The sequence below is a fragment of the Gilliamella sp. W8136 genome (genome assembly GCF_016101285.1).
In the GTDB taxonomy this organism is placed as follows: Bacteria; Pseudomonadota; Gammaproteobacteria; order Enterobacterales; family Orbaceae; genus Gilliamella; species Gilliamella apicola_N.
Genome location: NZ_JACFQU010000025.1, coordinates 19,525 through 33,727, shown reverse-complemented (window position 1 = coordinate 33,727; position 14,203 = coordinate 19,525). Strand labels below are relative to the sequence as shown.

At 30.1% G+C, this 14,203-nt stretch carries 13 protein-coding genes and 5 pseudogenes; all 18 read left to right on the top strand.

Features of this window, described 5'->3' with window-relative positions; translation table 11 throughout:
- Nucleotides 1–189 precede the first annotated feature (189 nt).
- On the top strand, nt 190–1,899 hold the full coding sequence (locus H3T96_RS14090; protein WP_198248676.1) for a DNA/RNA non-specific endonuclease: 1,710 nt from the start codon (nt 190–192) through the stop codon (nt 1,897–1,899).
- Between the two features lie 2 nt (nt 1,900–1,901).
- The gene (locus H3T96_RS14085; protein ID WP_144093481.1) at nt 1,902–2,255 is read left to right on the top strand and encodes an immunity protein YezG family protein; all 354 of its coding nucleotides are present in this window, start codon (nt 1,902–1,904) and stop codon (nt 2,253–2,255) included.
- A gap of 249 nt (nt 2,256–2,504) precedes the next feature.
- Nucleotides 2,505–2,636, top strand: a pseudogene (locus tag H3T96_RS15155) (DNA/RNA non-specific endonuclease); the annotation flags it as partial.
- Nucleotides 2,637–2,733: 97 nt separating this feature from the next.
- Entirely contained in the window at nt 2,734–3,105 is a 372-nt protein-coding gene (locus tag H3T96_RS14075; protein ID WP_144093477.1) for a hypothetical protein, read from the top strand.
- Between the two features lie 236 nt (nt 3,106–3,341).
- Nucleotides 3,342–3,569 (top strand): annotated as a pseudogene (locus tag H3T96_RS14070) (DNA/RNA non-specific endonuclease); the annotation flags it as partial.
- 2 nt (nt 3,570–3,571) lie between these two features.
- A complete protein-coding gene (locus H3T96_RS14065; protein WP_186279297.1) occupies nt 3,572–3,775 on the top strand; it encodes a hypothetical protein in 204 nt (67 codons plus the stop codon).
- On the top strand, nt 3,769–3,924 hold the full coding sequence (locus H3T96_RS14060; RefSeq protein WP_186279296.1) for a hypothetical protein: 156 nt from the start codon (nt 3,769–3,771) through the stop codon (nt 3,922–3,924). Before H3T96_RS14065 ends, H3T96_RS14060 begins: the two co-directional genes overlap by 7 nt.
- 354 nt (nt 3,925–4,278) lie before the next feature.
- Complete coding sequence (locus H3T96_RS14055) at nt 4,279–4,629, top strand: hypothetical protein (protein ID WP_144093473.1); 351 nt, start codon at nt 4,279–4,281, stop codon at nt 4,627–4,629.
- 230 nt (nt 4,630–4,859) lie between these two features.
- Nucleotides 4,860–4,991 (top strand): annotated as a pseudogene (locus H3T96_RS15150) (DNA/RNA non-specific endonuclease); the annotation flags it as partial.
- Nucleotides 4,992–5,088: 97 nt separating this feature from the next.
- Entirely contained in the window at nt 5,089–5,460 is a 372-nt protein-coding gene (locus tag H3T96_RS14045) for a hypothetical protein (protein WP_144093469.1), read from the top strand.
- A 278-nt stretch (nt 5,461–5,738) separates the two neighbouring features.
- The gene (locus H3T96_RS15145) at nt 5,739–5,927 is read left to right on the top strand and encodes a DNA/RNA non-specific endonuclease (protein WP_144093467.1); all 189 of its coding nucleotides are present in this window, start codon (nt 5,739–5,741) and stop codon (nt 5,925–5,927) included.
- Nucleotides 5,927–6,271, top strand: a complete 345-nt coding sequence (locus H3T96_RS14035) for a hypothetical protein (protein WP_144093465.1) — start codon at nt 5,927–5,929, stop codon at nt 6,269–6,271. The genes H3T96_RS15145 and H3T96_RS14035 overlap by 1 nt, the downstream gene beginning before the upstream one ends.
- A gap of 1,001 nt (nt 6,272–7,272) precedes the next feature.
- Nucleotides 7,273–7,371 (top strand): annotated as a pseudogene (locus H3T96_RS15140) (Arm DNA-binding domain-containing protein); the annotation flags it as partial.
- 250 nt (nt 7,372–7,621) lie between these two features.
- Complete coding sequence (locus H3T96_RS14030; protein WP_186279295.1) at nt 7,622–8,089, top strand: DUF4041 domain-containing protein; 468 nt, start codon at nt 7,622–7,624, stop codon at nt 8,087–8,089.
- 1,066 nt (nt 8,090–9,155) lie between these two features.
- On the top strand, nt 9,156–9,362 hold the full coding sequence (locus tag H3T96_RS14025) for a hypothetical protein (protein WP_144093462.1): 207 nt from the start codon (nt 9,156–9,158) through the stop codon (nt 9,360–9,362).
- Between the two features lie 995 nt (nt 9,363–10,357).
- Nucleotides 10,358–10,795: a hypothetical protein gene (locus tag H3T96_RS14020; RefSeq protein WP_086327690.1), complete on the top strand. Its 438-nt coding sequence runs from the start codon at nt 10,358–10,360 to the stop codon at nt 10,793–10,795.
- 993 nt (nt 10,796–11,788) lie between these two features.
- A pseudogene (locus H3T96_RS15135) lies at nt 11,789–12,565 on the top strand (transporter substrate-binding domain-containing protein); the annotation flags it as partial.
- A 99-nt stretch (nt 12,566–12,664) separates the two neighbouring features.
- The gene (locus H3T96_RS15130; RefSeq protein WP_370545737.1) at nt 12,665–14,170 is read left to right on the top strand and encodes an amino acid ABC transporter permease/ATP-binding protein; all 1,506 of its coding nucleotides are present in this window, start codon (nt 12,665–12,667) and stop codon (nt 14,168–14,170) included.
- The last annotated feature ends 33 nt before the right edge of the window (nt 14,171–14,203 follow it).

The following is a 14,203-nucleotide window of genomic DNA, read 5'->3' as shown; positions in this document are numbered from 1 at the left end:
ATACTAAATTTTTTGACCATGATATTTGTCTCCTATGATTTTTGTTTATATCATAGAGGCGACTTTTGTCCACTTTTTTGGCGAGAATCAAAGATAACAATTGATAACCCATGGAATAAATAGTAGATATAGATTTCTATATTGTTTAGATTATCGTTGTAGTGTATAAAATAAAAAATTATAGTTATCATGAAATATTATTTATTAATGACCACACGGCAGTGGCAAGAATTACAAAAACAAAAAGAAGATAATTCAATCATTCGCCCCAGATCTTTTGTATTTAACACTATTATTCAAGATAGTAAGCTGAAACCCGTCCGCTATGATTATAGTAGTAAGATGGATGACATTATTAAATATTGTGTTAAACATCAAGATGAGTGTAAAAACCTATACCCAACCCTTGAAGAGCTTGGTTTATATTATGGTAAGAATACCTATAATAAAGATGATAAAAAGTTCTCAGCAGCCCTAAAAGAAGCAATCGAGTCACAGCGGGCTATTTTATTTGAAATACCGATTGAGTATCATTCTGGTATGTTACAACCAGAAAATAATCCTATAAAATCAAATATTAATAGAGTTCCTCGTAAATTAACTCCTGATGAAGTAAAAGCTTATGAACTTAAAACAAGATATGATAATCAAGATAATTATATTGAATTTACAGTTTATAATTTAGCGAACCAACCTTTTACTATATTTGATAATGCTAGCCAGAAGATGCTGAAGCAAGGGACGTTAGACAGCAGTGGTTACGCTTATGTTAGCTTACCCGTAAACGCCCAATATGTTGATATCGTTTTTGATAAGCAGCAAGACAATCGCCCATGGTATTATGATGTACCATTACAATTATTAGGAGGGATTCGTGATGCAGCGCAATCTGTATCCGATTTAGCATGGGATTCCTCGACGATTAACCTAACAATGAAATATGGTTTTAACGTCGAAACGGAGAATCCTCTTCAATTTGGTAAAGTTCCTGAAGCTGAAACTATATCAGGTGCACTTACTCATGGCATAACCCAGTTTCTAGTCGGTTTTATTCCAGTATCTAAAGCGCTCAAATTTATTAAACCTATATCGAAAATGGGTAAGCTAGGTCAAAGCACGATTGCTGGCGGGGTCGCTGATTTTACGGTTTTTGCACCTCACGAAGAACGGCTATCAAATTTAGTCCAATCATTCAAAGAACTACAAAATCCAGTTACAGAGTATTTACAAGCTAATCCTGATGACAGCGCTGCCGAAGGACGGTTAAAAAATGTTTTAGAAAGGTTATTGCTTGGTTCGTTAGTTGAACCTTTTTCCCATTCATTACGAACATTAAAATACGCAAGAATTAAATGGATGGTGTCGGATGTTAAAACAAAAGCTCACTATAAACTTGAAAGTGTAACTAATGAAACGGTAACTATTAAAACTGAATCAGGTAGCAAAGGCAATTGGAATAAAGAACTTAATAATCCTCAACCTAATAAAATATATATTGTAGATGGTAATAAAAAATATCATACTGACCATTTAGGGAGAGTGGTAAGGGTTGAGGCGACGCTTAAACTTGATAAATTAGACAGAAATACTTACCAACAATTGAAAGCAGGTAAACAAGGTAATGCAGACGATGAAGGTGGTCATTTAATTGCTTCGATACTGAATGGACCTGGCGAAAAGATTAATATGTTGCCAATGAATTCCAACCTCAATCGTAGCTTATGGAAAAAGCTAGAAAATGAATGGGTTAAATCCTTAAAAGAAGGTAAAACAGTTGAAGTTAAGATAGAGCCTATATATAAGGATACAGATATAAGACCAAATAAGTTTAGGGTATCGTATTATGTTGATAATAAAGACTTTTCTTATATAGAATTTTATAACCAAGCGAGTAAATAAATATGATAGATGATCTTTATAATAGAATCGGGCAAATATTAGTTATGAGTTGTCCAAATGATGCGGTAAAAATAGAAACGGGTATAGAAATTGCAGATGAACATGATGCAGCTGGTTACTATTTTTATTATTTTGATAAAAAAAACAATAAAAAACACTTTTTGCCTGATCCTGATGCTACGGATGATATATTTCATACCATGCTAGAAATTAAAAAGTATTTTCTTGATAACAATCTTACTAACGGCGAGCCGATCTGGACGGGTTGTATCGTTGAGATAGATATTAAAAATTCAAAAATTAATTTTGAATTTAAGTATGAGCGGTTTATTAGTATTTTTAAAAATGATGACTAATATTAATCATTAGATAGTTAGGCTGAATTAGATAATAGCAAATCCAAACATAAGCACATTTTATGTATGTAAACACAGTGCTATTATTTATCTTACTGTATATTAGAGTCTTAGTATTTGCGTCTAGGCTTAACGTCGAACATTCGCGACTATGCAAACTGGCGCAAATATTCATTATTGAACAAGTAGGAGGATGCATGGCAAGTTTTACAAGAGTTTGGCTTAATTGCATCTTAACTAAATGGATCATACGAAAAAATTAACACCCTGCCAATGAATTCAAATCTCAAATGTGGCGAGTGGAAAGCTCTAGAAATTAGATGGGCTAAAAACTTGCCAGAAAGTAAAACAGTAAAAGTTGAGATAGAGCCTATATATTAGGGTACAGTTATAAGATCAACTAGGTTTAAGGTATCTTATTCTATAGATAATGGGCGATTTATGCAGATAAATTTATTAAACCAAGCAGGTGGATAAAATGACAAAAACAGACGATCAATTAAATAATGAAATTGGGCAATTACTATTTAAATCATCACCTAATGGAGCAAAACGAGTAATTGCTCGATTAGAATTTACCCCAGAGATGGATGCTTGCACCTATTTATTTGATTATTATAATCAAAATGATGAATTAAATTGGTATCTACTGGATGACGATATAACAATTCCTTTAATTGATACGGTAACAGAGCTTAGACAATATTATATTGATAATAACCTAACTAATGGTTTACCTGCGTGGAGAGGTTGTATTATAACTGTTGATATTGAAAATGCTAAACTTGATTTTGAATTTAAGTATGAACGATTTATCCCTCTTTTTGAAGATGACGATCTTAAAGATTAAATAGTTAGGCTTGATCAGATAATAGCAAATCCAAATATAAGCACATTTTAAGTATGTAAACACAGTGCTATTATTTATCTTACTGTATATTAGAGTTTTAATATTTGCGTCTAGGCTTAACGTCGAACATTCGCGACTATGCAAACTGGCGCAAATATTCATTATTGAACAAGTAGGAGGATGCATGGCAAGTTTTACAAGAATTTGGATTAATTGCATCTTAACTAAATGGATCATACGAAAAAATTAACCTCCTGCCAATGAATGCTAATCTTAATCGTGGTGAATGGAAACATATGGAAAATGAATGGGCTAAAGCCTTGCGAAAAGGTAAAACAGTCAAAGTTAAGATAGAGCCTTTACATGAAGGTACAGATATAAGACCAAATAGGTTTAGAGTGTCATATTCTATTGATAATAAAGGATTTTATTATTTAGAATTTTATAACCAAGCGAGTAAATAAATATGATAGATGATCTTTATAATAAAATAGGGCAAATATTAGTTATGAGTTGTCCAGATGATGCGGTAAAAATAGTAACGGGTATTCAAATTTCAAAAGAAAATGATGTTGGCGGTTACTTTTTTAATTATTTTGATAAAAAAATAATAAAAAAGAATTTTTGCCTGATCCTAAAGCTACAGATGATATATTTCATACCATGCTAGAAATTAAAAAGTATTTTCTTGATAACAATCTTACTAACGGCGAGCCGATCTGGACGGGTTGTATCGTTGAGATAGATATTAAAAATTCAAAAATTAATTTTGAATTTAAGTATGAACGATTTATTGGTCTTTTTGAAGATGATGATTAGTCTTAATTATTAAAATAGCTAACCCAACCACATTCCATATATATAAATACAGTTTTATAATCTATCTAACTGTATATTAAAGTATTATTTGCGTCTAAGCTTAACGTCGAACATTTGCGACTGTAGCCAACTTACGCAAATATTCATTTGAATGCTAATTTTAATCGTAGCTTATGGAAAAAGATAGAAAATAGATGGGTTAACGCCTTGCAAGACGGTAAAACAGTTAAAGTTGAGATAGAGTCTATATATTAGGGTACAGATATAAGACCAACTAGGTATAGGGTATCGTATTATGTTGATAATAAAGACTTTTCTTATATAGAATTTTATAACAAAGCGAGTAAATAAAATATGATTGATGATCTTTATAATAGAATAGGGCAAATATTAGTTAGTAGTTACCCAGATGATGCGGTAAAAATAATAACAAAAATCGAAATTGTAGAAGAAAATGATGTTGCTACTTATGTTTTTATTTATTTTGATAATAAAAACAATAGAAAACAATTTGTGCCTGACCCTAAAGTTACAAATGATATATTTCACACAATGCTAAAACTTAAAAAGTATTTTCTTGATAATAATCTTACTAATGGAAAACCGATTTGGGTGGGATGTATCGTTGAGATAGATATTAAAAATTCAAAAATTGATTTTGAATTTAAGTATGAACGATTTATTGATGTTGATGATGATGAATAATATTAATCATTAAATAGTTGGGCTGAATTAGATAATAGCAAATCCAAACATAAGCAGTGCTGTAAGTACTCTACTGTGTGTTATAAAGTCTTATTATTTGCGTCTAGGCTGATAGTTGAACATTCACGATTGTAGCGAGCTGGAGCAAATATTTATTATTGAACAAGTAGGAGGATGCATGGCAAGTTTTACAAGAGTTTGGCTTAATTGCATCTTAACTAAATGGATCATACGAAAAAATTAACACCCTGCCAATGAATTCAAATCTCAAATGTGGCGAGTGGAAAGCTCTAGAAATTAGATGGGCTAAAAACTTGCCAGAAGGTAAAACAGTAAAAGTTGAGATAGAGCCTATATATTAGGGTACAGTTATAAGATCAACTAGGTTTAAGGTATCTTATTCTATAGATAATGGGCGATTTATGCAGATAAATTTATTAAACCAAGCAGGTGGATAAAATGAAAAAAACAGACGATCAATTAAATAATGAAATTGGGCAATTACTTTTTAAATCATCACCTAATGGAGCAAAAAAAGTAATTGCTCAATTAGAATTTACACCAGAGATGGATGCTTGTACCTGTATATTTGATTATTATAATCAAAATGATGAATTAAATTGGTATACATTGAATAGTGATATAACGAGCCCTTTAATCAAAGCGGTAAGAGAGCTTAGGCAATACTATATTGATAATAACCTAACTAATGGCTTACCTGTGTGGAGAGGTTGTATTATAACTGTTGATATTGAAAATGCTAAAATTGATTTTGAGTTTAAGTATGAACGATTTATCCCTCTTTTTGAAGATGACGATCTTAAAGATTAAATAGTTAGGCTTAATCCGATAATAGCAAATCCAAATATAAGCACATTTTATGTATATAAACACATTACTATAATTTATCTTACTGTATATTAGAGTCTTAGTATTTGCGTCTAGGCTTAACGTCGAACATTGGCGATTGTAGCGAAATGGCGCAAATATTTATTATTAAACAAGTAGAAAGATGCATGGCAAGTTTTACAATAATTTGGCTTAATTGCATCTTAACTAAATGGATCATAAGAAAAAATTAACTTCCTGCCAACGAATTCAAATCTCAATTGTGCTTATGGAAAAAGCTAGAAAATAGATGGGTTAAAAACTTGCCAGAAGCTAAAACAGTCTATGTTAAGATAGAGCCTTTATATGAAGGAACGAGTTTAAGGCCTGAAAGCTTTTATATAACCTCTTCAACTGATGGTGAGACTCTATCTGAACACACATTTAAAAATGCACCTAGAGGAAAATAATGTTAAAAAATAATAGTATTTATAATGAAATTGGCCAACTGCTACTCAATATAGCTCCTGAGGGAGCAAAAACAGTCATAATGAAAGCTGAGCTGTCTCCTGACGAGGATCATTGTAAGTGTCAATTTGATTATATAAATAAATCAAATGATATTAAACGATTTCTTGGAGGCGCTAGAGCTAATCGCGATATGTTAGATTATTTAGTGAAATTAAGACAATACAGTATTGATAATAACTTAACTAATGGTTTACCAGCGTGGGTAGGCTGTATTGTTACTGTCGATATTGAAAATGCTAAAATTGATATTGAATTTAAATATGAGCCATTTATTGAAAGGTAATCTTATTCCATTAAAATAGTTAAGCTTAATCAGATAATATCTGACCCACAGCTGTTCCATATGTATAAATACGTTATTACAATTTATATCACTGTAAATTAAATATTTATTTATGGTTAGGCTAATCTCCGAACATTGACAACTCGAGCGAATTAGCGCAAATATCTATTAGGGATGTGAAAGGTATATCGCAGTACTAGTATCTAAATAAAAATTTTAAAGAAAAACTCTTCAATCTTAGTTATGCAGTCTAACTATTTTCTAAATTAGAACTTAATACTAACGCAAATAAAGGCTGATTGTCTGAAGTTGAAGAGATCCTATTAAAAGCTAATTGTTCGTTACTGTCTAAATTGCCTTGATTGGAGGGTCTTTTGTTTTTATGTAAAATACAGATATAGATTTATGTAGGGCTAGAATGAAGACCATACCTAGCTCAAAATCTTATAGATCATGAATTACAAAAAATCATGTATAGTATGCCCAGATTCTTATAAAATTTTATTTTAATGCGGTCATTGATTAAATATTCAGATGTTAGGGCTGTTCTTTTAGTAAAATTTTTATATCTAAAAAAAATTAACTTCAAATTAAGAAAATACTTTAATCAAAAGGAGTTAGGCGTGCTTTTCAGGTCCGAACACTGCACCAAATCAATCAGCACTAACACTCTTTTAAATTCCTTAAAATACATTGAACCTAATAAACATAAAGCATTAACCCTATCTTATTATTCATTAAGTATCAGTAAGATAAATTTAGAACCCAAATTCTAGTTATATTTTTAGCTATATGAATGCAACATACCCAAAAAACATATACCTAAAATTACTATGGCAAGAAAAACTCTACCATTAATTGACACTCAAATAAAAGCAACCTAGCCAAAGCAGATAAGGATTATTCTTCATTTGATGATGGCGGTATATACCTTTTATCAGAGCAAATAACTTTGAGATTTAGCGTTTTAAGTATACGCACCCGTATACCAAAAAAAGGTATTACTTAGCTTTGGTAGTTACTTTGAGGTTTCACTACAGCAAGCAAGAAATCTAATAGATGAAGCTCTAGGACTGATTAAACAAGGCATAGATCTTTAAGAACATAAAGCAGAATAAAAGCAACTTCAATAAGAAGCTAGCAACAATACTTTTAATGTTATGACTGAAAAATGGTTTGAATTCAAAACAGAACCAGTATTACAAAAGCAAACCTAAAAAAAGGGCTATCATTATAGGATCATGTTTTTCCATATAAAAAAATTCAAACCCTTGAATGAGTTTTTTTATTGCTCAAGTATATTAAATAACATAATATCAATAAAAAATAATAAATATGGATGAATATATTATGTCTAATGATGAGCAAGATTTACTCGAGAGGTGTTATTTCCCAAGTTCTATATCTATAGCAGAGGAAATCCCAGAAGGGATTAAGTTTGAAATAAAGAAAATTCAGGATAGACAAAAATTAATGATTCGCCAAAAGTCAGCCTGCGATGTGTCATTTAATGATCAGTATGCAGAATGCAATGACTTTGATGCAATTTCTATTGAGAAATTATGCATAACCTTGATAAGAGCATTTAATTGTGATTGCTATATAATTATGTCTAAAATCAAAGAAGTAAATGTGCATTTATTAGGTGAGATGATTGAAAAATCTTTCTTTGAATTAAATGAACTGGGAGAATTAAATGGACTAGGTTTTGAACTATCAATTTCATTTGAATATTTCAACCTAAAATTAGATGAACTACTTTTGTATTATAATTATTTATATCCAGATAATAAAATAGATCACTTAATCGATCTTTAATTTCCAGTTAAATATTAGATACTGTAGATAAGAGAATTATATTGTTGTCTTTAGCTTGCTGTACGTTGTATGGCTGAGGTGATTATAGCATTGGTAAAGTTACTAACGACTTTAGGGTTGGTAAATGGAACTGCCTTAATAAAAAAATGAAAGTAAATTTGATCTTGAATTTGAAACATATCGTAATTAATCTTAATCAACTAGCAGACAAGTAATTCGCTCATACTTACATCAACATTAATTAACTCACCATATCGAGGAGTTATTAATAGTATTCGTATCACTGGAACTTGGCTATATTGCAAATTATATTGCTTTTATTGTAGTTTCATTTATAAAAATAATATTTAAATGTCATATTATTAAAAAAGATTTCTTAAATGGGTGTTTCACAGATGTGGAAACCGCAGATATTAAATATTTTTAAACGAAAATTATTCCATTAAAATTATAATTGCTATTCTTTAACCACCTTGATTGGCGGTTTTTTGGTTTTTATGGACACTAAAAATATAAACCATACATGGATTAAGCCTTATATAACAATGCTTACAAGAAATAATGTATAGTATGCACAGTTTTTATATTATTTTAATGAGAGAGAGTAATTTCTTAAATGTTCAAATGTGAGGACTGACTTTTGGTCAAATTTTTATATCTGCGAAAAATCGACTTTTAATCAAAAAAATAAGTACTAAAAATATCTAATTTAAGGGGCATTTTTTTCAGGTATACGAAGTGAATTTTAAATTATTAACTTTCTTTAATTAAAAGTGTTTATAACATACTTTTTAAGTTAATAAATCTCAATAAACTCAAATGGTTAATTTTAGCGCTGCCTGGCTTTCTACTGTAGAATATTTCACCGTAGTCGATCAAATGGCGATTGATTTCCATTTATCGATATTTATTATTCGTTTTTATCTATTTTTTATTGAAAGAAATAACATGATTACATATATATTTAATTGAAACATATATTTGTAATAGACGAATTAGAAAATTTTCTTGAAAATACTCACCGTACCTAATATACTGTATAAAAAAACAGTGTTAGAGTGTAAATATGGATGAAATAACTAAAAACTATATTAAATTAGAGCGCGCAGAGTTTGTTAGCAGATTGATGATTGACTCTGATTTGTCAGAAAAAGATGTCAAAATTGGTTTGTGTTTATTGCATGAGCTTTTGTATAAAATGATAATGAATACCAATACCAATACCAATACCAATACCAATACCAATACCAATACCAACGATGGTGGAGCATAGTCTTGTTATGATGCCGCATAATTTTTTGTGATAGGGGAATATTAATAATCGTATAGTTTGGTATCGCGCTCGGTTTTAATGTTGTCACAACTGATTACAATGTAACAAATGAGTAACTACAGTCAATATTAGTACATTACAAATATTGTTTGGTTGTTATCCTACTGATTCTTTTACTAATGCGAATTGTGGTTTTTGATTTTAGTGTGGACATTTCATTGATTATTATACCCTTTAACTACTAATTAAATTAACCAGAATTTTAATATAATTCTAAATTAATTCAGAATGTTATTACGGTTATTTCTCTTGATGTATTTTGCCGTCTTGAAGTTTTATTCCTAATTCGATGTTCTTTTACAAATCGGCTCATAACCCTTTAAAACATGATCTTTGATTATTTTAACTTTCATAACTGAATGTTTTATGTATTTGTCAACAATCATATTAGCGTTACCAAAACTTATTGATAAATTTTGTTTAGGATAAATTATTTCCTTAAATAGTGTTTATTTGGTTTTATTTAAAGCAATTAGATATGTTTTTAAAGATATATAATACAGTTTCAATATTTTAATAGGTTGAGTAGACCTTTTTACAATAAAGGAAAATATGCTCCATTTTGATGATTGCGAATCTGTTATTTCTAGAATTTAAAGGTTTTCAAGTTAACTACCTTAAAAAGGTTATGTAAGAACTGAGATACAACTACAAGTGTTATTGTAATTAAAAAACAATACCTTACTTTCAGATATTGTTTTGAGATGTACTATTGAAACTGAAGTAAACGCTTCTTAGTTATTAACAGACTAGGGTGAACTAAGTATAAATGGACTACAATCAATAAAAAAGCTATTTTATCTTGTGATATGTTTGCGGAAATAGAGTGTATTTTAAAATTAAAGAAAGAAAACGCAATAACAGAAAATGAATTGGTACTATTAAAAAATTGTGCATTTAAAAAATAAAATAGAGATTTATTCAAGGATAGAATCATGAAAAAAATTATTACAGCGACTTTATCACTAGCAGCATGTCTTTTATTTACATCTTCTAGTTTTGCCGATTATGAAAGCAAACTAGCAAGAGAATTAGCTTCATGGGTAAAAAAGGATTTAAATAAAACCTATGGCAATTTTCCAATAAAAGTTGATGATAAAATATCATTGACAAATATAAGTTCAAAAGGTCGATCAATAATTTACGATTATCGTTATAAAGCTAAAAGCGTTAAATTTAGTCAAAAAGATGTAGATTCATTTTCGGAATTATTGTTTGATGAAGAACTTTGTCAAAATGAGGAGATAGTTTCATTTTTTAAAGAAAAGGATATTGAGTGGGTTAACCGATTCACATTTAAAGATAAAAAGACAATGTCATCGTCGTACCATATTAAAGATATTTGCGACAAAATCTCTACTAATGATTTTTAAATCAATATACTCTAATGTCATTAAGAAAAAAACGGCAAATGGCTGTTTCAGAAAGCTTTTTAAGGTGGTGGACTTATCCGTAAATCGTTTATTACAAAAGATGAGGGTGAGGGCATAGCCTATAAAACTCTATAAAAGTGTAAACCGCAACTAACCAATGGATGACTAAAAAACAAGATCGGTGAAGAATATCAGATTTTGTTAAAACTTGGTATCAATTGTACAGTTTAACGCTTAAAGATAGAGTAAAAAATTATTGAGTTTATTTGAAAATCAACCAACTAACCAGTCGTTAAAAATAGTATGGCTAAATTATTTACTGATTGCCATAAAATAGAATGAGCGGTATATCGGTGGTAGTGTCTGGCTATACTCGGCAATGGTCAATTATATCCTGATTATTATTGATTTTTTGGTTCTAAATGCATGGCATTAGAATTCAAAAATCTCTCTTAAATGCGTGTCAGTTCAAATCTAACTGCTGTACAAAATCAATCAACAGTAACATTCTTTTAAATCCTTGAAGCATTTTCAAAACTAGTTAACACAACCCTTTAAGCTTGTTTTGTTATCCATTAATAATATTTTTATAAGCAAAAAAATAGGATATATTTTTGAAATAAGATAAAGAATCTTTTTGATTTGATGTACGCAAATATGAAAATGACTATCAAAATGATCCCATTGACTAAATAAACTATTAAAAGAATTGAAAACCACATGCAAGGATAAAAGTCTTTTTGTCTTTTATATTCTAACCAAAATTATTAAGGATTTAATCAATTTGATTAATAATAAATGTTTACATGATCCTCTCTATCATCACTCAAATTATCAAAAGCTGATGACTTATTTACTCTATATACTTAAATGATATAACAATATAACTATTTATTATTATTTAAATATTTCTATCTAATTATAATCAAACTCATCCAAATAACATCAATGTAATCTATTTTTGTATTGAAATCAGACAAGGATGGAAAAGTTATGTTCTCTTTCCTATCATCTAATGAAAAAATTCTAAGAATTATTGTTGGCTATATTTTTATCTTAATAAGTCCTTTAGCGATAGCGGTCATCGACGAAAAATCTGATGTATTAAACGTTGGTATTGATTTGACTTATGCTCCTTTTGCGTATTTAGAAAACAATCAAGCTGAAGGTTTTGATCCTGATTTTATGCGATTGTTGGCAGAAAAATCCCATACAATAGCTAATTTTAACGATACTCGAATAGAAAATATCATTATTGGGCTTGAGTCAGGTCATTATGATGTTGTTGCAAGTGCATTATATGTAAATGCGACGCGTGCTAAACAGGTTGATTTTATTCCCTATTTACAAACTGGTGGCGTTTTGCTTGTTCGACAAGATGATAATTTTAACCCGCAAACTTTAAAAGATTTATGTGGTAAAAGGGTATCTTCAATGAAAGGGGCTGCGTGGATTGAAACCATAAATCAGGTTAGTCAGACATATTGCAAACCTAACAAGTTGAACCCAATTGTTGTGAAAGAGTATCCAAGCGCTCCCGAGGCCTCACAAGCTCTGCTTTCACATGGTGTCGATGTTCAATATGAAGATGCAGCTGTAGCCAATATGGTTATAAATCAGCTAAACAATACATTGAAAATTACCAGTAAGAACATGCTTAATCCAGTTTTAATCGGTTTAGCCGTTCGTAAAAATGATCTGGTGTTTAAACAAAATCTGGTCGATCTTATTAAAATGGTAAAACAGTCTGGACAGTATGATGCTTTGCTTACAAAATATAATTTAGCTTATCCTAGTCAAACTTTATTAAATGACAATTTAGACTATATCGCAACGGATCGAAATGGCAATCTAAAAAACAATAATAAGATTGAACAAAAAGGCTTTAATTGGAATTATTTCTTTAACGAATTAATTAATCCAAATTTTATAAAAGCCAGTTTTACAGTCATCTCTTTAAGTTGTTTGGCGTGGATAAGTGCGCTACTTTTTGGTTTACTATTGGCATTAGGTAATCGTTCCAAACAGTTTATTTTAATCAAAGTTACATCATTGTATATCTGGTTATTTAGAAGTTTGCCATTACTCGTTTTACTCATTTATATTTATAGTTTACCAAGATTTTGGGAAGCAAGTAGTATCATTTTATCTAACCCTTTTTGGGCAGGGCTTATCGCTTTAGTTCTGAGTGAAAGTGCTTATATGGCAGAAATTCATCGAGGTGCGTTACAAGCTGTCTCAAACGACCAAATAGATGCTGGAAGAGCTTTAGGATTAAGATACTGGGCGATTCAAACTAAAATTGTATTTCCTCAAGCATTGAGAGTAGCACTCCCACCGCTGACTAATCAATTAGTCACCATTATAAAATTAACATCATTAGTGTCTGTCATTTCATTAACAGAAATTCTATTAGTTGGCCAACAACTTTATACTCGTAATTTTCTGGTAATTGAAACATTAACGATTGTAGCGATTTACTACGTTGCAATCGTGACAATCGTGACTTGGTTAATTAAACGCTTTGAGGTTTATTTAGATGTCACAAAAAGGGCTAACAACGAAAAAATTCAATTTATTACCCTTGATTCCGTTTCCAAAAAAGAGAACGATTCTTTATCAACAAATAAAACGAGCAAGTATGTATTGGAGTTGCAGCATTTAAATAAAAGTTATCAACATACTAAAGTATTAAACAATATAAATTTAAATGTCAATTGGGGAGATGTTATTTCAATAATTGGACCATCAGGCTCAGGCAAAACAACCCTTATAAGAACCATAAACGGGTTATCGAATTTAGATGAAGGAACAATTCTATTTGAAGGCATTCCTTTTATTGAGGGACGAAAATTACATGATAAACAATTTTACAACCGTATTGTCCACTTGGGTATGGTCTTTCAAAATTATAACTTATTCCCCCATAAAACGGTCTTAGAAAATTTACTTTTAGCACCTCAATATCATGATAAGGATCTCGAAAACAGTAAACAATTGGCATTGGCTTTATTAGATAAGGTTGGAATGCTAGAACATGCCAATAAATACCCGCATCAATTATCTGGAGGACAACAGCAAAGAGTTGCAATTGCTCGAGCACTTGTTATGGAGCCAAGTATTATGTTATTTGATGAGCCTACTTCAGCTCTGGATCCTGAACTGGTTAATGAAGTTTTGTTAGTAATTGCACAATTAGCAACGGAAGGCATGACTATGTTAATTGTCACCCATGAAATGTCTTTTGCATTCAAAGTGTCTAATCGCATTATCTTTATGGAAAAAGGTAAGATAATCCATGATGATAATCCTGATGTTTTAAAAAATAGTGATGATAAACGTTTACAACAATTTTTAAATCAGAATGAACATTAATTTGTTAAACATAAATAGGATCAAATGAGGTAT

Coding starts and splice junctions, on each gene's coding strand:
- H3T96_RS14065 (WP_186279297.1), top strand. CDS start 3,572: ATGATAGATGATCTTTATAATAAAATAGGGCAAATATTAGTTATGAGT.
- H3T96_RS14045 (WP_144093469.1), top strand. CDS start 5,089: ATGAAAAAAACAGACGATCAATTAAATAATGAAATTGGGCAATTACTT.
- H3T96_RS14025 (WP_144093462.1), top strand. CDS start 9,156: ATGGATGAAATAACTAAAAACTATATTAAATTAGAGCGCGCAGAGTTT.
- H3T96_RS14090 (WP_198248676.1), top strand. CDS start 190: ATGAAATATTATTTATTAATGACCACACGGCAGTGGCAAGAATTACAA.
- H3T96_RS14060 (WP_186279296.1), top strand. CDS start 3,769: ATGCTAGAAATTAAAAAGTATTTTCTTGATAACAATCTTACTAACGGC.
- H3T96_RS14035 (WP_144093465.1), top strand. CDS start 5,927: ATGTTAAAAAATAATAGTATTTATAATGAAATTGGCCAACTGCTACTC.
- H3T96_RS14075 (WP_144093477.1), top strand. CDS start 2,734: ATGACAAAAACAGACGATCAATTAAATAATGAAATTGGGCAATTACTA.
- H3T96_RS14055 (WP_144093473.1), top strand. CDS start 4,279: ATGATTGATGATCTTTATAATAGAATAGGGCAAATATTAGTTAGTAGT.
- H3T96_RS14020 (WP_086327690.1), top strand. CDS start 10,358: ATGAAAAAAATTATTACAGCGACTTTATCACTAGCAGCATGTCTTTTA.
- H3T96_RS14030 (WP_186279295.1), top strand. CDS start 7,622: ATGTCTAATGATGAGCAAGATTTACTCGAGAGGTGTTATTTCCCAAGT.
- H3T96_RS14085 (WP_144093481.1), top strand. CDS start 1,902: ATGATAGATGATCTTTATAATAGAATCGGGCAAATATTAGTTATGAGT.